The organism is [Bacillus] selenitireducens MLS10 (assembly GCF_000093085.1).
GTDB classification, from domain to species: Bacteria; Bacillota; Bacilli; order Bacillales; family Salisediminibacteriaceae; genus Salisediminibacterium; species Salisediminibacterium selenitireducens.
The window spans coordinates 2,041,603-2,061,557 of record NC_014219.1 but is presented as its reverse complement, the minus strand read 5'-3'; the positions used below and the strand labels follow the sequence as shown (position 1 = coordinate 2,061,557).

Genomic DNA, 19,955 nt, shown 5'->3' with positions numbered 1-19,955 from the left:
ACGACAAATTGATTATTTTTCAGATTTTATAAACACAGATCAAGACGCAAAAAAGAGCGCCCCATATTTATCTTCCGATCCAACACAAAACAGCCTCCCAGTCTACATGAAGGCTGTTTGTCACTCATTTGTTTTTATTGATTGAAACAGCAGTTGCTCCGCTTTTTCCGCAAGTAACGGCTTATTGTAATAGTACCCCTGACCCGTATCAAAACCCAGTTCCCTGGCGAGTTTCATATGATAAATATGCTCAATTCCTTCAGCCACAACCTCGAGACCAAAGTGCTTTGCTGCATCAAGAATCGATAATAAAAGAGATTGAGCATCCTCATTTGTCTCTGTAGCCTGAAAAACAGATTGATCAACTTTAATCCGGTCAAAAGGAAAGCGATTCAGCATAGTCATGGATGAGCGTTCCGTGCCAAAGTCATCTAGTACCACACTGATTCCCAGTTTCTTTACCTCGAGCAAAATCTCTTTTAATTGGTCTTCATTATAAATACCTCGCTCCGTCAGTTCGAGTTCAAGCTGACCAGCTTCAATCTCTTTTGTTGCGAGTACTTCTCTTAACATGGAAAGAAAATCCGGATCATAAAGTTGTCTGCTCGAAAGGTTAATTGAAATCGAAATATGACGAATCCCTTTTCTGTTCCAAAATTGCAGTTGCTTTGACGCCTCTTCCATAATCCAACGACCCATAGGGACAATCATACCAGTTTCATCGGCAACACCTATAAATTCACCAGGCATTATCTCACCCATTTCGGGATGACGCCAGCGCATCAGCGCTTCAAAACCGGTTAATTCTCCTGTGTCGATTTTATGCACAGGCTGATACATCACGTACAGATCATTTTCGGGAACGACAGACCTGATCTCATCTTCAAGAAGCAGTTTTCTGTGAACATCCGCAGACATCGTTTGATACATGCGATAATGGACGCCTCCACTGGATTTGGCATCGTACATGGCAATATCCGCATACTTGATTAAATCAATCGCAGATGTACCGTCTTCAGGATACATACTGACCCCGATGCTCGGGGATGTATAGAAGGCTTTTCCTTCGAGATTAAATGCATGTATAAATGTATGTTTAATACGAGTCGCGACCTGCCGGATTTCTTTTTCATCTACATCCTTCAAAAGGATAATGAACTCATCTCCACCATACCTCCCGATTTTATCGGCATCTCGAACACTTTGCTTCAATTTTTCTGCAACCTGCTTAAGAAGTTCATCCCCTGCTTTATGACCGAGGGTATCGTTAACTGTTTTAAAGCGGTCCATATCAATAAAGAGCAGTGCAAATGTCTCATTCTTTTTTTCTGACGCATCAATCAGCATCTCCAGCTCATTTACAATCATTCTTCGATTTGGCAGTCCGGTCAGGTGATCATACTTTGCCACATGTTCCATTTTGTTTAACGCTTTCTGCAGATCTCCTGTTTTCTGTTCAACAAGGCTTTCAAGCTCATCATTCAGTCTTCTGTTCTCTCGAAGAACAAAATATTGTCTGATAACGATAAGAAGCAGGATGAAAACCAGCCCATTTCGAATCACTTCAGAAGGACTGATAAAATAAAGTGCGATTAGAAGTGTGACACTTCCATAAGCAACCATATTCCCGTTTTTATACGTCAACTGCCGTTCAGAAAAAAGCCTGTCAAACTTGGTTGTCTCACCGTATAGTCCCGCGTATCCAATCAAAAGCCATGCTAAAGCATAAGATGGAACCAAGAGATGGTGATACCAAACAGGCTGATCTGCCCAATTGTACATCAGTGAAGAGGCAACTGCGATATCTCCGGTAATCTGAAATAATAGACCGGCAGTGAGGAGTGTCATCATCAGTTTATTGGCACTGTATTGTGTGAAATAAAGCAGACTTAATGAAACAAACAGTGTCATCATGATCACTGTCGGATACATAACAGCCGTAACAAGAGCTTCTGTATCATCCCTGTGCATGTTGAAAAGCGGTTCAAAGTATATTGGCCAACTGAGTGTCAGGACAACCGCAGTAAAGAGCAGAATGTTAAAAAGAAACCGGTTTACTTCGGCACGTTTTCCTGATATCCGAATAATCATGACAACAGCAGTCATCACAAGAATATACCTTACAAAAGTTAAAAAATCGCCCGCGTTCGGAAATGGCAACGCACCGTCCAGCGTCAGAACTGCATAGAAAAAATAAATGCTGCTGATCATAATACTGATAAAACTCATGATCAAAAGGAACCAGACATAACGTTTTGGCCCCTCAGCCTGTCGATACGAAAAAAAAAGCCAAAACAAACCAAAAATAAGAGCAATCGTATTTAACAAACTGATCCCTGCAAGGTACATAACAGTATGATCAGAGAAAACCAGGATCCACAAATAATAGAACAGGATAAACAGAATAAGTCCTAAAATGAACCTTTTGACACTCAAATTGATTTTCATCCTTGGTTCCCTCCTTTCAAGAATCTGATATGTCTGAACAAACAATAAAAAAAGCCATTCCAAAGAATGACTTCCTCAATCTTTGGTAGCCCGGCGACCGTGGGAAAACCGTTAGGTCCGTGGCTTTGCGTCATCTGATTTCACAGATTTTGCCTTTTCTAATTGAATCTATTGAACTAATCCTATTATACCTTAATTGGTATAAAAAGAATAACAGAATGATCAGACAACAGACAAATAGTTCTTTATGCTTAACCCGACCGCTTCCGCACCCAATACCGGCTCACTGCATCTCAATTATTTAATTCAATGCTGAGAATGCTCCAAATTGAATTGGTTACTCTGAACAAATGGGCAAAAAGCCAAATCTTTATAATCTGTATGGGTTTCCAATCATTTCAGCGTCAGAAAACCTGACACTATTTTGATATTTTCCGTCTGATCATGTTAGTCTTTACTACATCCACTGAGAGAACATCAGGAGGGACCAGCATGCCAACCATGATAAAAGCAAACGTTCATTCATTTTTGAATACCCTGATTCCCGCTTATCAACCAATCATTGGTGCGGATCATTTTGAGGTGATTGGTTTTGAATTACTCGGAAGACACAAAGATACCAACCATGAAATTCAATCACTCGGACCGTTTTTTAGCAATCCTTCGATTTCAACAAGTCGGAAACAACTAATGGATGAAGAGATTCGGAACCTGGGTATTGACGCTTTTTATCAATCAAAGTTATGGAAACAAAACAAACAGTTATTTATTAACATTAATCCGGATTATGTGACAGAAAGCGTTCATCACCGTCTCCTCCGGAAACTGACTCAGTTCGGCAACAGGGGTGCGGATCTGTCATCTGTTGTACTCGAAATCACCGAACAGAGTTCAAGTCTTCATCATCAAGCGTTTATGGATCAAATACGTGACTATAGGAACCTCGGTGCCCAAATAGCATTAGACGACGTCGGGAAAGGATTCAGTTCTCTTGATCGGATCGCACATATTGAACCGGATTTATTAAAAATCGATTTGAAGCTTGTGCAAAAAAGTACGCATTCGAAAAGTTATCAGCACGTCCTCCATGCACTCTCAATCTTGGCTCAAAGGATGGGTTCAGATCTTTTGTTTGAAGGCATAGAAACAATGGATGAACTTGAAGCTGCCTAGAACAATGGAGCGATGTTTTATCAGGGTTTTCTTTTCTATGAAGCAAGTCCTGATTTCCGCCACAAAATATCTTTCTCCGACCTGATGCAGCATAAACGAAGACACATGATTGATACGCTGACTGATAAATTAAAGAAACGTGTTATTTTCGAACGGTCACTCAATCAAACCTTCTCTTTAACTGCAAAACCGGCATTTGATGGTTTTGCAAATCCTGATCAAGTCATTGAGCATTTTCTCCATTGTCTGAACAACATGTGTTTGCGTGTCTATTTATGCGATCATTACGGCAATCAAATTTCCTCGAATTATTTAAGACAAGACGATGATTGGTCAATTCATCCGGAATTCAAAGGGAAAAATTGGAGTTCAAGACCATATTTCTTGAAAAATCTTGTTGAGATGGATATTCAGCAATCCGGCCACTTGTCAGATCCTTATCTGGATGTTCAAACAGGCATAGAACTGTTCACCTTTTCTTATCCCGTAGCAAACGGTCTATATCTGTTTGCAGATTTTCACGCATGATACAACCATTTATCTGGTAAAATTGGTTTGTCGCCAAACTTTAATGGTGAAAGCCTTAGTTGCACTTAGACAATAATCCTTTAACGAAGTTAAACATTTTTATGGTATGAAAAAGACGCCGCCCCATTTTCCGGACGGCGTCTTCGTTTATTTTACTTTATCGGTGAATTTATCAATGGCAAGCGCAATTGCACCATCACCTGTGACGTTAGCTGCAGTTCCAAAACTGTCCTGAGCCATATATAAGGCAATCATCAGACCGAATGCCACTTCAGTAAAGCCAAGCATGGAGGTCAGAACACCAATTGCTGCCATAATAGCCCCACCTGGAACACCAGGTGCCGCAATCATAATAACACCGAGCATCGCAATGACAGGTAACATTTCAAAGAATCCGGGTACAGTAAATCCATCAAGTATGGACATTACCGCCACCGCACAAGCGACGATTGTGATAACACTTCCTGCAAGGTGAATAGTCGCGCCAAGGGGCACACTGAAATTCGCAACCTCTTCACGCACTTTATTTTCTTTCGCCTGTTTCAATGTGACAGGAATCGTCGCTGCAGAACTCATCGTACCGAGAGCGGTAAAGTAAGCTGGCAGCATTGTTTTGATCAACTGAAGCGGATTTCGACCGGTATAAAGGCCAACCAGCGTGTACTGGATGGATATCCACACCCAATGAAGAACAATCGCTGTAACGAGAACAAGACCGAATATCTGCAGGGTTTCAAATACGGTCCCCTCTGCAGCAATACCGGCAAAAATCCCCGCGATAAAAAAGGGTAAAAGTGGAATGATAATTCCTTTGATAACAAGTTCAACAACCGCTTTGCCCTGATCGAATACAGAAATCAAGGTTTCCGTTTTCAATTTGGACATGGCAATCCCAAAAACAAAGGCCAGTACAAGTGCCGTAATGACACCCATCAGAGGTTCAATTTCCAATTCGAGAAATGGTTCAAGTCCGGCATCCTCTTCTGGTGCACTTCGTTCAGAGGCAATCATTGGCATAATGGCAACCGCTACAAAATAAGCCATAATCCCCGCAAGCAATGTGGACAGGTAAGCCGTTCCTACATTTAAACCGACAAGCCGTCCCGATGCTCCTCCGAGATTTGCTACACCTGATGCAATGAAAAAAAGGATAATCAATGGGATCATAAATCCGATAAACTGTCCAAAAATCACTTCAAACGTTATCAATAATTTGGTCAGCGGCTCAAAACCAATGAGCCCAATGATAATCCCCCCTGCAATACCAATGATCAGTTTCAAAATTAACTTCATACATGACACTCCTTCCGACATAGATCGTCCACGACAAGAGGACAAATGTTTTCCCTACATGTCTATACTACCTTTTCAGTAGTTAAGTTCAAGAGAAAACCAAATAGTCGGAATAATCACTTTATTGAAATCGCCGCCATACACCTATAATCAAATGAATTTCTTAATCGGCCTGTGTTTTTTTATTGTTCATTCGAATCACTTTTGTGCCGGTAAACACATCGTGCGGAAATTCTGCCCCGCCGCGCTCAAGATAAGAACGGCGTTTGATGAGGTAAACCATTTGACCGACCGTATCTCGGTAAATCATCCGTTTTGATAATTGATAAGCTGAGGGCGTTTCTCCCTGTTCATTAACTGTTTTGATTTTCATAATGCGTTGACCTAACGTCTGGCCTGCGATTTTTGTCTGTAAAAGTTCGAGCCCCCACATGACTGCTGCAGGAGAAGATTCACGCCGACCACTGTTTCTGTCGCATTTTCGCGCCATGCCCCACGCAATTGTTGTTGCAATAGCCGAATCAATCAAATGAGCAGCTATCCTTCGTTTAAACAAATCCATCGCTATCTCTCCTTTGATTTTGAATGATGTACATCGCACTCATAAAATAAAAATCGTCTGACAAAATTAAAATGTCTCTTTTGTATATTTTACCACATGAATGATCAGGAATCTCTTTTCCATGGTACTTTAAATAATCATTTGCAACCGCTTTATTTCTGTTACAATATCCATGGGGAGACAGTTTGATTAAATGAGAGGGGATGAAAACGTGTCAGAATCATTACTTACATCGGCATTTGCTCAGGAGATTTGCCAAATTGTCAGTGAAGAAACAGGCTACCATTTGATTTTTGTAAACGAAGAAGGATACATATTTGCAGCAAATATCAAAAGCCGCATCGGGGACTTTCATAAAGTTGGAAAAGAAGTGATGGACGGTACTATTGATGAAGGTGTCGTAACGGTTGAAATGGCGGAAGAATACCAGCAACAGTTCGGAAAAGATGCTCCAAAGGCAGGCATTAATCTGCCTGTCATTTATAAAGGAGAACGGATTGCCAACCTTGGTGTTTCCGGAGATCCTGATGAGATCAGACCGGTGTTGGGTCTCATTTCCCGTACCATCACACTTTGGCTCGAGAATCGTGAACTCGTTACGGATATGTCGAGTACCATACAGGGCATCAATGATAAACTCAATAAAATGATGGAAAAAATAGCTAATTTAACAGAGAAGGCACAGGAACTGGCCAATTCGTCAAGAAATACAAGGTCAACAACATCTGATTCCATTCAAAAAGTAAAGAATATGGAAGAGGTTCTCGGCATGATCAAAACAATCGGCAGCCAAAGTCAGATTCTCGGTTTAAATGCCGGTATTGAAGCCGCCAGAGCCGGGGAAGCAGGAAAAGGATTTGTCGTTGTGGCTCAGGAAATCCGAAAGCTTGCTGCGCGCAGCGAAGAGTCTGTTGAAAAGGTGAACGCCAACCTCGGAGAAATACAGGATGTTTTCGGTAACATTGCAGAACAGGTCGACCATAATGGCCATTTCATTGAAGACCAGGCGGAATCAATGACAGAAATTGAATCCATGATTCGGGAAGTTGAAGAGTCCATGACCAGCTTAATTCAGAGAACAGAATAGAAGCAAGAATAAACCAATGCCCGCCCAGGTCTGATAAAAGACAGGGCGGGCACCTTCATGTTCAACATGAAGAAACAAGCTTATATTCACTTCCTTCGATTTTAATCCTTTTATCATCCAAAAGTTTGCCTTCGAGGATAACCGATGTCAGACGATTTTGAATGCCTTTACGAAAAACAAGTCTTACTCCGTCAATATTCAATGTATTTACTTCATCGTCTTCAACTTGAATACCGAAAAGTGATGCCCACTCGTCCTTCACATCTGCTGGACTGGAAGTATGAAAAACGAGCTCACTGATTCTGATATCGTGCGACGCTCTCTCCGGAATCACTCCGGACTCTTTCAGTTTCTTCAAACGTTCGCAGTCACTTTCTTCCCATTCAATAAAGAAAGGATAGGGCATCTGTTCAGGACTGTTTTCAAGAATCAGCATTTTCCAACGGATCGAGCGTCCTTTGCGATCCTGACGGCTGTTGGCCAGTACGCCTGATGTTCGAATCCCTTTTTCTTCAAGCGACTGACAGACTTGTTCGATATGGGAAGTTCGGATTGCAAATTTATGAAGAACAGGTGATTCAGGAAGCAGAACACCTGCATCTTGAAACACCGGATTTTGTCCGTATGCCTGTTTTAGTGACGATTCATCCTCGATTCCCAGCCACTCGATGTAGCTGAGATTGAAGTAAGCAAGCCCATTATGTGTTCCCCATTGTTTATGGGAACCGCCCATTACAGCATGAATCCCCTCCTGTTTGAAGGTCTCCACGGCCCCGGGTACATCGTTGACATAATGAACAACGTGATCAAGGCTCATATTCACATAGATCCCTCCTGTTCTGCAGTCGTTATCTATAATAACGCCTCTGCCACTTCCTCAAGCTTCATTCCTCTTGAACCTTTTATTAAAACGAGATCGTCACTTTTTAAAACCGATTTCAAATGACTAATGAGTGCCGGCTTATCAGAAAAATGCATGGCACGTTCCTCTTCGAACCGTCGGAGTGCTCCTTTTTGTATATGTTCAGAGAGTGTCCCATATGTGAAGACACCGGTAATGGCAGCCGGATCGATCATCGCGCCTGTGTCGAAATGAAACATTTCTTCAGCTTCACCGAGTTCGAGCATGTCTCCAAGTACAACATATTTATTCTGATGGCCCTTCATATCCTGTACCAGCTCCAATGCAGCCTTTACAGATGTCGGACTTGCATTGTATGCATCGTTGATGATCGTAACGCCATCAGCGCCTGACAGTTGCTCAAGACGCATCCCGGTCATTTGCACAGATTGAAATCCGAGATTAATTTTGTGATCTTCAATACCAAACCATCTCGCTGTGGCAATCACAGCAATGGCGTTTAACACGTTATGCGCACCAAGAACCGTTATGAAATAAGAACCGATCTCATTTCCGCCAACATTAAAGCGGGTTCCGTTTGGTTCATGAACGATCTCCTGAGGAAAATACCGATTTGTGTCTCGATGTCCAAATGTTAAAAGAGGATGTGGACTCTGTTCCGTCAGAGGTGTTAATAACGGTTCATCGCCATGGAATACAAGCGGAGCTCCGTCTTTTAATCCCTTTGCAATCTCCATCTTGGCCTTTGCGATATTCTCTCGCGAGCCGAGGTCCTGTAAATGTGACTCTCCGATGTTCGTAATGATTGCTGCATCAGGTTCGGCAATTTGAGACAACAATTCAATTTCTCCAAAACCACTCATGCCCATTTCCAAAATAACTGCCTCTGTATCCTTTTGCAGAGCAAGAATGGTTAATGGCATACCAATATGATTATTAAAATTCCCCTGTGTTTTCTGGACTTTCCATAAGGTTTCACATACTGCTGCCATCATGTCTTTTGTTGTTGTCTTCCCATTGCTCCCGGTAACGGCTATTACTTTGGCTCCAATTGTCCGGAGGTAGTGCTTCGCTAACTGCTGCAAAGCTTCAATCGTATCCTCAACAAAAATCAAAGGCAAATCCTCTGGTGCATCTGCCTCTTTTGTTGACCACAAAGCTGCCTTTGCTCCTCGATCAATCGCCTGTTTGACAAAATCATGACCGTTAAACCGTTCACCCACAATCGGTATAAACAGGCTGCCTGGTAGGATATTCCTTGTATCTGTACAAACACCTGCAATGGATGTATCCTCTGATATATTTATTATGTCAGCATCATTCAGCCATTTTGCCATGGTTGAAACTGATTCTCTTATCATCCTGCTCATCTCCTGTTCTGTTACTCAAACAGAGGCAGACTGTAATAGTCCTGCCTCCCTGTTTAGCCTTATCCAAATCTTCTGTAACGGATCAAAACGTATGCTTGATTCGTTTCTTCTCGTCGTAACGCTCCATTCCTAATCGGATCATCTTCTCAATCAGTGCGGGATAGGAGATCCCGGATTCCTTCCAAAGTAATGGAAACATACTGACCGGGGTAAAACCAGGCATCGTGTTTACTTCGTTCATCAGGATCGTGCTGTCTTTCGTCAGAAAGAAATCCGCCCTGACAAGGCCTGAGCAATCCAGTGCCTTAAATGACTGAACCGCAACAGCTTTGATTGTCTCATATTCTTCATCCGTAATCTCTGCAGGAATAATCAACCCTGTACTGTTGTCTTCATACTTGGCTTTGTAATCATAAAAATCGGCCTTCGGCACAATTTCACCAACGACTGAACACTCGGGCTCATCGTTACCGAGTACGGCAATTTCCACTTCCCGGCCGTCAATACCTTCTTCCACGATGACCTTTCTGTCGTAATCAAAGGCCGTTTGAAATGCCTGAACCAGTTCTTGCCGGTTCGACGCTTTACTGATGCCCACACTCGAACCGAGGTTCGCAGGTTTAACAAAGCATGGAAAACCCAACACTTCCTCCACATGCTGACAGGCAGCTTCTGTATCTTTTTCATAATTTGGACGGGTATACCAAACATAAGCCGGCTGCCGGATTCCGGCATGCGCATAAATATTCTTCATCATTACCTTATCCATACCCGCAGATGAAGCAAGTACGCCATTACCCACATACGGGATATCGAGCATTTCCAGAAGCCCCTGAATCGTTCCGTCTTCCCCATTAGGTCCGTGTAATAAGGGGAAAATAATATCAAATGGGCGCTCTTCACTTTCATATGATGGAAATACAGATTGATTTAAAGACGTAGGAGAAATCTCTTTCCCCTCTTCAAATTTCAATAGTGAAGCATCCTCAATGGTGGAAGTAAGTTCTTGCCCTCTGATCCACCTGCCGGTAACCGTAATATAGATCGGATGCACTTCATATTGCTCAAAATCGAGCGCATTGATTACTGCTTTAGCTGTCTGAAGTGATACCTGGTGTTCCGCAGATTTTCCTCCGTATACTAATCCTAATTTCGTTGTCATTGTTCTTGACCTCCAATAGTTGCAATCAGTGATTTCCTGCAACTTAAATATTACGGGAATGTTGTCTCTGCCGCAATCCTTCCCTGACAGTTTTTTCGTAAAAAACAATGTAATGAGGATATCTGAGATTCCGAATTCTTTCTATTCGTTGAACAATCACTGTCATTAAAGAAAACGGCACTTGTCGCCACGCCTTTAAGGCGACAGCTTCAGTTTCACTTATACGATAATCCTGTAACGGAGTTAAACAATCCAAAAGTAAAACCAAAAACCGGTTCCTTTTGAAAGGAAGCCGGTTTTCTGTCTGTCAGCGGCTCATTCCCGCATGCAGATAATGCTGAATCTGCCTGATATGATGATCGTCATGTTTACTGAACAAACCAGCAACATCCTGAAGATCTGAAATATCTGGACGACCATGAATGATAAGGCTGTCTGATCCGTTTCGTTTCGCCATTTCATCCAGAAGCCCGCTCCGTGTAAGGATCCCCTGTTTACAAATCCACGTCACCGGCCTTCCATCCAAAGCTGCGATCGCAGCCCTGTTATACAGTTCGGAATGGGGCCAATGACGAATCTCAGTCTGGTTTATGTTCGCCGGAAGGACCGTTTCAAGAATAAAACGGTCCCAATAATAAATATGTGCAATGATATCCCGCATCGACCAACGGCCTGCTCTTACGGGGGTTTTGAGAATTATCTCATCTTGTTTCGACCAATCCTGCAGATGGTCCAAATACGTTATCAGCGAGGAGTGAAACCCTTGATTCATCAAAACCACTCCGAGGGAACCGGTTCATTTTCAGCCAATGCATAAGCTGCATTTGTGATCGCTTCTTCTCTCGACGAACCCGATTCGCATATTTTATGAAACTCATTTTCAAAACAAACCGTATACGTACCGGATTGTCTGTAACGAAAACCGAATGTTTCAAGCTGCTGAACCAGCATATCTGCCTGCTCAGGATTTTTTGACGGATCAAACCCCTGAATGATCCGCTTCTCCTGACTGTCAAACCACTTGCCTGCAGACTGCAATCGCCAGCCCATAACCCTTCTTGCCAATACTTCACGATAATCCATAGCGAAATCCCCTTTCAAACCGGATCGGATCGATCAGGTTAAATTTTGAATAAACACACGGATGACGTCTGCGCCACCGATAACGGTACCGATCGTGCTTCCGATATTACTGAAAATCACAACAAGCAGGATACGGGTTACTTTGTTTTCTTTAAAGCCTTTAAACGAATAGACATCTTCTGATAAACGCTCAAAATCATTGACTTGCGGACGTCTGAAATACGTTTGTACGATACCCGCAAACCACCCTGCTGCCAGCGCAGGACTCAGTGAACTGAGAGGGGCTATCATAAATGCCGTTATGACTGCGGCCGGGTGTCCAAATGCAAGGGCTGCACCAAGGGCAGAAAATGAACCGTTCCATAACAACCAGCTGATGATCTGCTGAACGCCGGCCGCCGGATTCATCAGCAGCGTCGCTATGATTATACCGATGATCATCACCGGAATCATCCATCCGATAATCTTTGGAACCGGTGATTTGGGCGGGCGTTCGTTCAGCTTATCAAGATCATGATCATGCTTGATCTCCTCGAGAATGCCAGGAACATGAGCCGCACCAAGAACCGCCACAATTTTTTCCCCGGGGGCTTCTTTGATCATTTGAGCCAAATATTGATCTCTTTCATCAATCAACGGCGTTTTCAGCTTAGGAAACGCACGGCTGAATTCGGTTAGCGCCGAATTTAACATGTCTTCAGATTTCATCTTTTCAAGTTCTTCTTCCGAAATTTCTTCATTACTGATCACGCTGCCCATAATCGCCGTCATGAGTTTGGCTTTGCCCCAAAATCCAACATTCTTCCAAATACGGGCGAATGTAATTTGAATATTTCGGTCGGCTAGAACCAGTTCAGCACCCTGTTCTTCTGCAGATGCAATGCCTTGAATCATTTCCTGACCGGGCTTAATGCCAAACTGCTTGGCCATCCGTTTTTGAAAAGAGGAGATCAACAGATTCATCATCAAAAGAGAAGCTTTTTTCTCTTTGATAACTTTGAAAATGTCCATATCTTTCCACTGATTTTCGTTCTGAATCGATTGAAACCGCTGCTCATCGAGCTCCACACACACCGTGTCCGGCTGTTCGTTTTCAATTACTTCTTTCACCTGATCCGCACTTTGCTTGGATACATGGGCCGTTCCGACCAGAATAATTTCTTTATGATTTGCGGTGATCCTCGTAATATGTTCTTCAGTCATACATGTCCCTCTTTACCATCATATTTTTCTTCACGTTATGTACTATACCATGTTTTTTTACTGAATGCTCGATGCATCATTTACAGCAGGATAACAAACTTCTTTGCATTTGGTCCGATTTTGCGTAAAATACAAGTGAAGGAGGTTTCTTCTATGAATGATTTGTTTATGTGGTTTATTTTACTTTGGTCGATTTTTATCTTTGTCATGGTCGCAATCGGCGGCTATTTTATGTTCCGAAAATTCTTAAAAAAAATGCCAAAAGAAGACGGGAAGTCCATTCTCGATTGGCAGGATTACTATATTCAGGAAACCTTGCATCTTTGGACAGATGAGAAAAAAGAGCTGTTGAATGAACTTGTTGAGCCCGTTCCTGAGATATTTCGTGATGTCGCCAAAGGGAAAATTGCCGGAAAAATCGGTGAACTGGCCCTCGAAGAAAATGCCGATGAAATGACAGTAGACCTCATCATACGGGGATACATTCTCGCGACCCCAAAGCGTGATCATAAGTTCCTCCGTAAGAAACTGAAAGATAAAGACATTGATGCAGCCCCTTACGAAACCTACTTTTCCCAATCATCCTGATATGTACAACATGAACAAAAACCGGCTCTGCAGGGCCGGTTTTTCACGTGCAGCCGTCACTCATCTGTTACTTGCCAATTCGATTCTGCCGCTTCAGACAGACCGTATATCCGAAGACACCGTACCGGAATCCTCCGGCGATTCGCTTTCTTCTGTTTCAGCTTTGCCAAAATTCCGGCTCCATTCAAGCTGTCGTTTCACTTCATTGAATTTAACGAACATAGAAATTCTCCACGGAAGAAGCATACCGAATGCCAAAATAAAAAACATCCCTGCCAATACTTCGTACTCAAAATGAATTCCGAGCGCAAGCTTTACTGCAAGCCTGCCGACGAGAAGCGTAATCAGTAAAAACGGAAGAAGTTTCGTTTTTTTCATGTAGATCTCTTGACCGCGCACCTCAAAATGGGAGGTCTTGATCAGAAGGACAGACAATAAAAGTCCAACACCAAGTGCTTCACCGACTTCAAGCCACGTGATCTCCTGAACCGGCGGATATAAAAACATCAAAAACCCTGTAGACATAGCAAGCGGTGGAATCAGGATCTTCCTTGCGGTAGCCGGTCTTTCCATCGCTTTCATTCGAACATACATGGCGAAGAATGCCATAAATACTGCTGCAATTGTAAACGCTATTCCATACATAACCAAGTCTCCCCTCCACGAAGTCGTGCCTATTATACCACAGGAATCGTTCGGTTAAATACGGAATGGTGAAATAAGTACCCAAATTGCTAAAGCACTTCCAATATAATAATAGATGGGTTTATAGCCTGCCTGTTTACCCCAAAAAATAAATCTCCCCGCTCCTGCAAGGATCACTAAAACAAGTATATAGATATTCAATGGATGCAATAAAACGCCCTCCACATTAAATCCGACTGAAAGAGGACTGACCGCTCCTAAATTACGCACACCTGCGAAATATATGATTGAACCGGCGGCTGCACCGCCAATCACAGCTTCCCATAACTGTATTGGCCACTTTCTGATGATCGCGAACACTGCAATCCAGCCAACTGCAAATATCATAGCCGCTTCAAGTGCAAACGGCCCGCCCGTAAAATAAAGGGCATTCATCGGATTACTTAACAAAGAAGGTGCCGTGATCACCGGCCAAAATTTAAAAATAGCGACAGCACCAAACAGTGCCCATGTGAGATGATCGGAAATCTTCTCTCTCTGATCAAGATTCAGCCACTTCATATAGCGCTCTATTGAAAAAAATGCGACAATCACTGCCACCAGTAAAAAAAGCAGTTCCATTGATAAACTGAGTGGACCCAGTGAAAATGTCCGATAGGGTTCAAACATGCCTGATCAGCCCTCCTTTAATAAGCGAACATGGTTTTCGATTTCATTTGCTGTGATTCCACCCGTTTTGCGGTGGGTAATGATTCCTTCTCCGTCAACAAATACCGTGGTTGGTACAGGAGGCACATAATAACTTCCTGCTATCCCTCCACCCTCGTCTCGAACATTGACAAAACTCAAGCTGTGTTCGTCTATAAATGATACTGCATCCTGTTCCCGGTCTGATGCAGTCGCATTCACACCAATGAATGTCACATCCTCGCCATACTTATTGTGAGCCTCTTCCATTGCCTGTGATGAAGCCTGACAGTATGGACACCATGAAGTCCAGAAATAGATCACAACAGGGGTTTGCATTTCAGAATTAAAAGCGAATTTCTCCGAAGAAAATGACTCCGCTTCAAATGACGGTGCTTCATGCCCCGGCTGAGGATAAACAGCCGCTTCATAATTGCCACTCTCAAAACGGCTTTGTTCATTTCCGAGCCACAAAAAAAAAGACTGCGGTCACGGACATCAGTATAGCGGTTATGCGTTTGAGGTAAATCATAGGTCATCCTCCAATACGATAAGGGGTATGTATACAGATTGAGTATACCTGAACGGGACAGCTTACTGCAAGTATGAAGGCAGCCGGGCTTCCCGCAAATATAAAGAGAAAAGGCCGTTCTTAATCAGAACGACCCTTCAGGCTACCTTCTATGAGTGGATTATTTCGGATCAAAACCCTGATCTTCAATTTCTGATTTCATTGCTGACACGGTTACTTTGCCCTCGTCATAGTCTACTGTAACCTGTTTGGCATCAAGATTGACTTCTGCTTTTTCGACACCTTCAAGCTGATGCAAAGCTCCTTCAACTGATGATTTGCAATGACCGCAAGTCATACCATCCACTTCAATAATATCTGTTTTCATTGAATCAAACGCTCCTTTTCTGATTAATATTATATGTCCATCTTCACACGCTTTAAGCGTAAAGAATTGGATACAACGGAAACTGAGCTGAATGCCATGGCTGCGCCTGCAACCCATGGAGCGAGAAAACCAAAAGCGGCTACAGGGAGTCCGATGGAATTATAAATAAATGCCCAGAACAGATTCTGTTTAATGTTTCGCATGGTCAGATGACTAAGCCTAATCGCTTGTGGAATTGAGCGTAAATCACCGCGCATCAGTGTGATATCGGCCGCCTCCATCGCAACATCTGTACCTGTACCTATTGCCATGCCGATATCTGCCATGGCAAGAGCTGGCGCATCATTGATTCCATCCCCCACCATAATGACACGCTTTCCTTCCTCTTGCAATTCTTTCACTTTCAGTGCTTTTTCTTCAGGCAGGACTTCGCTGAAAACGTGATCGATCCCGACAGATTTTGCTATGGCATTTGCAGTGCGTTCGTTGTCTCCTGTGAGCATAACAACCTGATACCCGAGTTTCTGCAACTGCTTCACCGCTTCACCAGAAGTCTCTTTCACCTGATCGGCAACAGCAATTAATGCTGCAGGGATACGGTCATAAGCTAGGATCATAACGGTTTTACCAGCCTTTTCAAGCTCAGCCATTTGATCTTCAAATCCGTCGACAGACATCCCCTCTTTGCTCATTAACTTTCGTGTTCCTATATGAAGAGGCTTTCCTTCTGCCACCCCTGACAAACCGTGGCCAGGAACGGCCTGAAAGTCATCGATTTTAATCGTATTGAGATCATGCTCTTGCGCATAGTGAACAATGGCTTCACCTAGCGGATGCTCCGAATAAGCCTCAATCGAAGCTGCAAGCTTCATCAGTGTCGTTTGATCAGCCGAATCATTCAACGCGATAAAATCCGTTACTTCCGGGGTGCCATTCGTAATCGTTCCCGTCTTATCAAGAATAACCGTATCCGTATGATGTGCGCGTTCGAGATGTTCGCCGCCTTTATACAAGATGCCGGATTCTGCTCCTTTTCCCGTACCGACCATAATGGAAGTCGGGGTTGCCAAACCGAGCGCACAAGGGCAGGCAATTACGAGGACTGCGGTGAAATTAATCAGCGCCTCCTGGAATGAAGCACCTGCGAAGAAATACCATCCGACAAAAGAAAGAACGGCAATCAAAACAGCACCAGGAACGAAATAACCGGAGATAATATCAACCATTCTCTGAATCGGTGCTTTTGAACCCTGCGCCTGTTCAACAACCTTTATGATTTGGGCCAACGTTGTCTCTTTGCCGACTTTTGTTGCTTCAAAATAAAGAGAACCGTTTTTGTTGATTGTCGCGCCTATCACTTCTTCACCGTTCGATTTCTCAACAGGAATGCTCTCTCCGGTAAGCATGGATTCATCCACAGAAGAGCTTCCCTCAGTGACGATACCATCAACCGGTATCTTTTCACCCGGTTTCACTTTGATAATGTCGCCTTTTTGGACATTTTCAATGGCTATCTGCACTTCTGAGCCATTCCTGACCACTGTGGCCGTTTTCGCCTGCATGCCCATTAATTTTTTAATGGCTTCAGAAGTCTGTACTTTCGCCCTCGCTTCAAGCAGCTTACCAAGGAGAACCAGTGTAATAATCACGGCACTCGTCTCGAAGAACAAATACACTTCTCCAGTCATGACAAGATAAACCGAATAAAAATAGGCGGCTGAAGTCCCCATGGCTACGAGAACATCCATATTCGCACTACCGCCGCGCAACGACTTGTATGCTCCTTTATAAAACTGAAGCCCTGCATAGAATTGCACCGGTGTAGCCAATGCCCACTGAAGATAACCGTTCATTAACCAATGAGGCAGAATCATTTGCTGGGGATAAAAGTGATCAATCATTGTCACAAATAACGGAAGCGAAAACAGAAGGGAAAAGACAAACAAAAATTTCTGTTTCTTAACGAGTTCGTCTTTTTTATCCCGTTTACTGTCTTCATTTCCTTCAATCGCCTTGGCTTTAAAGCCGATTTTTTTCACTTTATCAAATAGGTCCTGTTCATCAACGAGTCCGGGAATATATGTGACCTGGCCACGTTCCATTGCCAGGTTGACAGACACCTGTTCAACGCCTGTTGTCTTACCGAGAACCTTCTCAATTCTTGCAGAACAGGCAGCACAGGTCATGCCTTCAATATCAAATTCCAGGCTCTCCTGATCGACGGAAAATCCGAGTTTTTCAATCTTTTGAATGATCGCTTCCGTTGTTACTTTTTCTTGATCATATGTGACTGTTGCCCGTTCCATTGTGAGATTGACGGACGCTTCCACATCTTCCTGCTTGTTCAGAACTTTTTCTATCCGCGATGAGCATGCTGCACATGTCATACCCGTCACCGGTAAATCCACAGTTACTTTTGCCATATCATTCACCTACGATTTCGAGAATTGTTCGAACACTTTCATCAATTCTTCGATAGCTGATTCGCCATCGCCTTCCTCAACAGCCGAGCTGACACAACCCTTTGTATGGTCTTCAAGAATGTGAAATCCTGCGCGCTTAAGACCTGCATTAATCGCCGAAATCTGTACCAGAATATCGACACAATACCGATCTTCCTCTATCATCTTTTGGATACCGCGCACCTGTCCTTCAACTCTCCGAAGTCTTTGTATCAGTGCCTTTTTTTCTTCCTCAGTCCTCATCATCACGGGCTTCTTGCCCGGTTGAAGAGGAATTGTTAATTTGTCGTCCATTAGGTCACCCCGTTTATAAGGTTATGTTTATACTATACCCCCGTACAGTATGATTGTCAACAGAAAAACGGCAGAAGGCTTTCGACATACATACCCCTCTGCCGTATATAATTATGGTCTGATGACATCTTCTTTAAGCCACCTGTCAATCGTGGTCTTTATCATTCCTGTAATATCCCGATCGGAAACACCTCCGATATTGACCTGCTTAAAATAACTGCCTGAAGCAGATTCCCCCTGATTAAACTTGTACCGGGGGTCATAATAATGTTCAAGAAGAATCCTGAATAAAGAACGGTAATCTTTCTGTTCTATGTGTCGATCTGATTCAGCAGCCATATTCTCTGACAGCCGTTTACGAATCACGCTGTAGGCTTCTTGGATACGCTTGTGATGAATGTGAGGTTCATAATCATCCATGATATTTTGAATACGGCGTTCAATATCATCGTAAATTTCCAACACATGTCCGTTTTCCTTTGCCGTCATAATAAAATCAGGTAAAGATACCCTGCCAATCCTTTTGCTTTCAGCCTCAAGCAACAGAATACCTTCCTGTTCAAAACGAATCAGCTCCTCAACCAGAAGATATTCAAACTGTTTCTGTGAGACCGGCTGTTTCCCGATGTGACCAAATACAGATCCCCTGTGATTGGCAAGTCCCTCGAGATCCAAAACCGGGTACCCTTCTTCTTTTAATGATAGAAGCCATTTCGTTTTTCCTGTTCCTGTGTATCCACTGAGGACAATCGCACGCCATTCTTTCTCTGAAAGTCTCCTAAGCTCTTCTTGAACATATTTTCTTATGGAACGGATCCCGCCTTCAAGCTGTCCGACATTCAGGTGAAGTGAACGTAAAAATGAAACAAGAACGCCGCTTCTCATACCCCCTCGCGCACAAGAAAGAACAAGCTCCTTATCCGAGTTTGCTTCTGACAGATCTTCGAAGACTGTATATAAGTCATTTAATTTTGATGACATAATACGAACACCTTCTGTTTTGGCGGCCTTTTGACTCTCCTGCTTGTATAAGGTGCCGACTCTTGCCCGTTCATCATCATCGAAAATAGGGACATTAATGCTTTTAGGGTGATGAAACTCTGCATACTCACCGGGGGATCTTACATCGATCAACAGATGTTGTTCCATGTTCAGTTCTTCAAAACGGTATTTCATATGAGAAACATGCTGATGCATGGCTCGTACCCTCCTGTTTGTATGAAAAAGCACTCCCGATGAATCCGGAGTGCTTTCAGTACGTTACTTATCCTGCTGGTTTTGCATCGCCTTCATCATTTGATTGATCTTCTTCTGAGACGGATTCTGTCCCATTTGCATCATCATGACGCGAAGCATCTTCTCGTTGATTGGCGGATTTTTTTTCATGTAGCTCATCATGTACTGTCTTGCAATGAAAAAGCCAATTGCGATCCCGGCAAGCAGTGCAATGACACCGATTAAAATATTAACCCACATCGGCGTTGACCCTCCTTCAATTCCTCAATATCGAGTTTATACTTAAACTATCAACCCTGTTTATTATACATGAATGATATTCAAATGGAAAGGTTGATTTTCCTGAAAAAGAAACCTCTCCGAGAGCATCAGA

The 19,955-nt window shown here is 43.1% G+C and carries 21 protein-coding genes and 1 riboswitch; of the genes, 4 read left to right on the top strand and 17 right to left on the bottom strand.

Annotated elements, in window-relative coordinates:
* Positions 1 to 120 precede the first annotated feature (120 nt).
* A complete protein-coding gene (locus tag BSEL_RS09515; RefSeq protein ID WP_013172783.1) occupies positions 121 to 2,448 on the bottom strand; it encodes a putative bifunctional diguanylate cyclase/phosphodiesterase in 2,328 nt (775 codons plus the stop codon).
* Positions 2,449 to 2,529: 81 nt separating this feature from the next.
* A riboswitch (cyclic di-GMP riboswitch) is annotated at positions 2,530 to 2,612 on the bottom strand.
* A gap of 328 nt (positions 2,613 to 2,940) precedes the next feature.
* Here BSEL_RS09515 and BSEL_RS09510 point away from each other — a divergent pair.
* Positions 2,941 to 3,621 carry an EAL domain-containing protein gene (locus BSEL_RS09510; RefSeq protein ID WP_041581876.1) on the top strand — a complete coding sequence of 227 codons (681 nt, stop codon included), beginning with the start codon at positions 2,941 to 2,943 and terminating at the stop codon, positions 3,619 to 3,621.
* A 12-nt stretch (positions 3,622 to 3,633) separates the two neighbouring features.
* Positions 3,634 to 4,149, top strand: a complete 516-nt coding sequence (locus BSEL_RS09505) for an EAL-associated domain-containing protein (protein ID WP_041581874.1) — start codon at positions 3,634 to 3,636, stop codon at positions 4,147 to 4,149.
* Between the two features lie 147 nt (positions 4,150 to 4,296).
* Here the strand turns inward: BSEL_RS09505 and BSEL_RS09500 are convergent, their stop codons facing one another.
* The gene (locus BSEL_RS09500; RefSeq protein WP_013172782.1) at positions 4,297 to 5,442 is read right to left on the bottom strand and encodes a dicarboxylate/amino acid:cation symporter; all 1,146 of its coding nucleotides are present in this window, start codon (positions 5,440 to 5,442) and stop codon (positions 4,297 to 4,299) included.
* Between the two features lie 163 nt (positions 5,443 to 5,605).
* Positions 5,606 to 6,004: an RDD family protein gene (locus BSEL_RS17070; protein ID WP_013172781.1), complete on the bottom strand. Its 399-nt coding sequence runs from the start codon at positions 6,002 to 6,004 to the stop codon at positions 5,606 to 5,608.
* A 211-nt stretch (positions 6,005 to 6,215) separates the two neighbouring features.
* Between BSEL_RS17070 and BSEL_RS09490 the strand changes: the two genes are divergently transcribed.
* A complete protein-coding gene (locus BSEL_RS09490; protein ID WP_177304825.1) occupies positions 6,216 to 7,091 on the top strand; it encodes a methyl-accepting chemotaxis protein in 876 nt (291 codons plus the stop codon).
* A gap of 61 nt (positions 7,092 to 7,152) precedes the next feature.
* Here the strand turns inward: BSEL_RS09490 and BSEL_RS09485 are convergent, their stop codons facing one another.
* From BSEL_RS09485 to BSEL_RS09460, 6 genes are all read right to left on the bottom strand, one after another.
* Complete coding sequence (locus BSEL_RS09485; RefSeq protein WP_041582400.1) at positions 7,153 to 7,908, bottom strand: VOC family protein; 756 nt, start codon at positions 7,906 to 7,908, stop codon at positions 7,153 to 7,155.
* Between the two features lie 35 nt (positions 7,909 to 7,943).
* Positions 7,944 to 9,314, bottom strand: a complete 1,371-nt coding sequence (locus BSEL_RS09480) for a UDP-N-acetylmuramoyl-tripeptide--D-alanyl-D-alanine ligase (protein WP_013172778.1) — start codon at positions 9,312 to 9,314, stop codon at positions 7,944 to 7,946.
* 91 nt (positions 9,315 to 9,405) lie between these two features.
* Positions 9,406 to 10,485, bottom strand: coding sequence for a D-alanine--D-alanine ligase (locus BSEL_RS09475; RefSeq protein ID WP_013172777.1), 1,080 nt, complete (start codon positions 10,483 to 10,485; stop codon positions 9,406 to 9,408).
* 307 nt (positions 10,486 to 10,792) lie between these two features.
* Positions 10,793 to 11,257 (bottom strand): hypothetical protein, encoded by a 465-nt coding sequence (locus tag BSEL_RS09470; protein ID WP_013172776.1) that lies wholly within the window; start codon positions 11,255 to 11,257, stop codon positions 10,793 to 10,795.
* On the bottom strand, positions 11,257 to 11,568 hold the full coding sequence (locus BSEL_RS09465) for a BC1872 family protein (protein ID WP_013172775.1): 312 nt from the start codon (positions 11,566 to 11,568) through the stop codon (positions 11,257 to 11,259). Before BSEL_RS09465 ends, BSEL_RS09470 begins: the two co-directional genes overlap by 1 nt.
* A gap of 33 nt (positions 11,569 to 11,601) precedes the next feature.
* Positions 11,602 to 12,771, bottom strand: a complete 1,170-nt coding sequence (locus BSEL_RS09460) for a TraB/GumN family protein (RefSeq protein WP_013172774.1) — start codon at positions 12,769 to 12,771, stop codon at positions 11,602 to 11,604.
* Positions 12,772 to 12,924: 153 nt separating this feature from the next.
* On the opposite strand from BSEL_RS09460, the gene BSEL_RS09455 reads away from it, so the two are divergent.
* Positions 12,925 to 13,359 carry a DUF2621 domain-containing protein gene (locus tag BSEL_RS09455; RefSeq protein WP_013172773.1) on the top strand — a complete coding sequence of 145 codons (435 nt, stop codon included), beginning with the start codon at positions 12,925 to 12,927 and terminating at the stop codon, positions 13,357 to 13,359.
* A 93-nt stretch (positions 13,360 to 13,452) separates the two neighbouring features.
* On the opposite strand, the gene BSEL_RS09450 is transcribed toward BSEL_RS09455, so the two are convergent.
* The 8 genes from BSEL_RS09450 to BSEL_RS09415 form a co-directional block, all read right to left on the bottom strand.
* Positions 13,453 to 14,004, bottom strand: coding sequence for a CcdC family protein (locus BSEL_RS09450; RefSeq protein WP_013172772.1), 552 nt, complete (start codon positions 14,002 to 14,004; stop codon positions 13,453 to 13,455).
* Between the two features lie 54 nt (positions 14,005 to 14,058).
* Positions 14,059 to 14,673 carry a hypothetical protein gene (locus tag BSEL_RS09445; RefSeq protein WP_013172771.1) on the bottom strand — a complete coding sequence of 205 codons (615 nt, stop codon included), beginning with the start codon at positions 14,671 to 14,673 and terminating at the stop codon, positions 14,059 to 14,061.
* Positions 14,674 to 14,679: 6 nt separating this feature from the next.
* Complete coding sequence (locus tag BSEL_RS09440) at positions 14,680 to 15,165, bottom strand: TlpA family protein disulfide reductase (RefSeq protein ID WP_041581872.1); 486 nt, start codon at positions 15,163 to 15,165, stop codon at positions 14,680 to 14,682.
* Between the two features lie 218 nt (positions 15,166 to 15,383).
* Positions 15,384 to 15,590, bottom strand: a complete 207-nt coding sequence (gene copZ, locus BSEL_RS09435; RefSeq protein WP_013172769.1) for a copper chaperone CopZ — start codon at positions 15,588 to 15,590, stop codon at positions 15,384 to 15,386.
* Between the two features lie 29 nt (positions 15,591 to 15,619).
* The gene (locus tag BSEL_RS09430) at positions 15,620 to 18,013 is read right to left on the bottom strand and encodes a heavy metal translocating P-type ATPase (RefSeq protein ID WP_013172768.1); all 2,394 of its coding nucleotides are present in this window, start codon (positions 18,011 to 18,013) and stop codon (positions 15,620 to 15,622) included.
* 9 nt (positions 18,014 to 18,022) lie between these two features.
* Positions 18,023 to 18,346 carry a metal-sensing transcriptional repressor gene (locus tag BSEL_RS09425; RefSeq protein ID WP_049773646.1) on the bottom strand — a complete coding sequence of 108 codons (324 nt, stop codon included), beginning with the start codon at positions 18,344 to 18,346 and terminating at the stop codon, positions 18,023 to 18,025.
* 111 nt (positions 18,347 to 18,457) lie between these two features.
* Positions 18,458 to 19,543 carry a tRNA 2-selenouridine(34) synthase MnmH gene (gene mnmH, locus BSEL_RS09420; RefSeq protein ID WP_013172766.1) on the bottom strand — a complete coding sequence of 362 codons (1,086 nt, stop codon included), beginning with the start codon at positions 19,541 to 19,543 and terminating at the stop codon, positions 18,458 to 18,460.
* 63 nt (positions 19,544 to 19,606) lie between these two features.
* Complete coding sequence (locus BSEL_RS09415; protein ID WP_013172765.1) at positions 19,607 to 19,822, bottom strand: YneF family protein; 216 nt, start codon at positions 19,820 to 19,822, stop codon at positions 19,607 to 19,609.
* Positions 19,823 to 19,955: the final 133 nt, after the last annotated feature.

Coding starts and splice junctions, on each gene's coding strand:
- BSEL_RS09485 (WP_041582400.1), bottom strand. CDS start 7,908: ATGAGCCTTGATCACGTTGTTCATTATGTCAACGATGTACCCGGGGCC.
- BSEL_RS09470 (WP_013172776.1), bottom strand. CDS start 11,257: ATGAATCAAGGGTTTCACTCCTCGCTGATAACGTATTTGGACCATCTG.
- BSEL_RS09455 (WP_013172773.1), top strand. CDS start 12,925: ATGAATGATTTGTTTATGTGGTTTATTTTACTTTGGTCGATTTTTATC.
- BSEL_RS09500 (WP_013172782.1), bottom strand. CDS start 5,442: ATGAAGTTAATTTTGAAACTGATCATTGGTATTGCAGGGGGGATTATC.
- BSEL_RS09445 (WP_013172771.1), bottom strand. CDS start 14,673: ATGTTTGAACCCTATCGGACATTTTCACTGGGTCCACTCAGTTTATCA.
- BSEL_RS09480 (WP_013172778.1), bottom strand. CDS start 9,314: ATGATAAGAGAATCAGTTTCAACCATGGCAAAATGGCTGAATGATGCT.
- BSEL_RS09505 (WP_041581874.1), top strand. CDS start 3,634: ATGTTTTATCAGGGTTTTCTTTTCTATGAAGCAAGTCCTGATTTCCGC.
- BSEL_RS09515 (WP_013172783.1), bottom strand. CDS start 2,448: ATGAAAATCAATTTGAGTGTCAAAAGGTTCATTTTAGGACTTATTCTG.
- BSEL_RS09460 (WP_013172774.1), bottom strand. CDS start 12,771: ATGACTGAAGAACATATTACGAGGATCACCGCAAATCATAAAGAAATT.
- copZ (WP_013172769.1), bottom strand. CDS start 15,590: ATGAAAACAGATATTATTGAAGTGGATGGTATGACTTGCGGTCATTGC.
- BSEL_RS09475 (WP_013172777.1), bottom strand. CDS start 10,485: ATGACAACGAAATTAGGATTAGTATACGGAGGAAAATCTGCGGAACAC.
- BSEL_RS09425 (WP_049773646.1), bottom strand. CDS start 18,346: ATGGACGACAAATTAACAATTCCTCTTCAACCGGGCAAGAAGCCCGTG.
- BSEL_RS09450 (WP_013172772.1), bottom strand. CDS start 14,004: ATGTATGGAATAGCGTTTACAATTGCAGCAGTATTTATGGCATTCTTC.
- mnmH (WP_013172766.1), bottom strand. CDS start 19,543: ATGCATCAGCATGTTTCTCATATGAAATACCGTTTTGAAGAACTGAAC.
- BSEL_RS17070 (WP_013172781.1), bottom strand. CDS start 6,004: ATGGATTTGTTTAAACGAAGGATAGCTGCTCATTTGATTGATTCGGCT.
- BSEL_RS09465 (WP_013172775.1), bottom strand. CDS start 11,568: ATGGATTATCGTGAAGTATTGGCAAGAAGGGTTATGGGCTGGCGATTG.
- BSEL_RS09430 (WP_013172768.1), bottom strand. CDS start 18,013: ATGGCAAAAGTAACTGTGGATTTACCGGTGACGGGTATGACATGTGCA.
- BSEL_RS09510 (WP_041581876.1), top strand. CDS start 2,941: ATGCCAACCATGATAAAAGCAAACGTTCATTCATTTTTGAATACCCTG.
- BSEL_RS09415 (WP_013172765.1), bottom strand. CDS start 19,822: ATGTGGGTTAATATTTTAATCGGTGTCATTGCACTGCTTGCCGGGATC.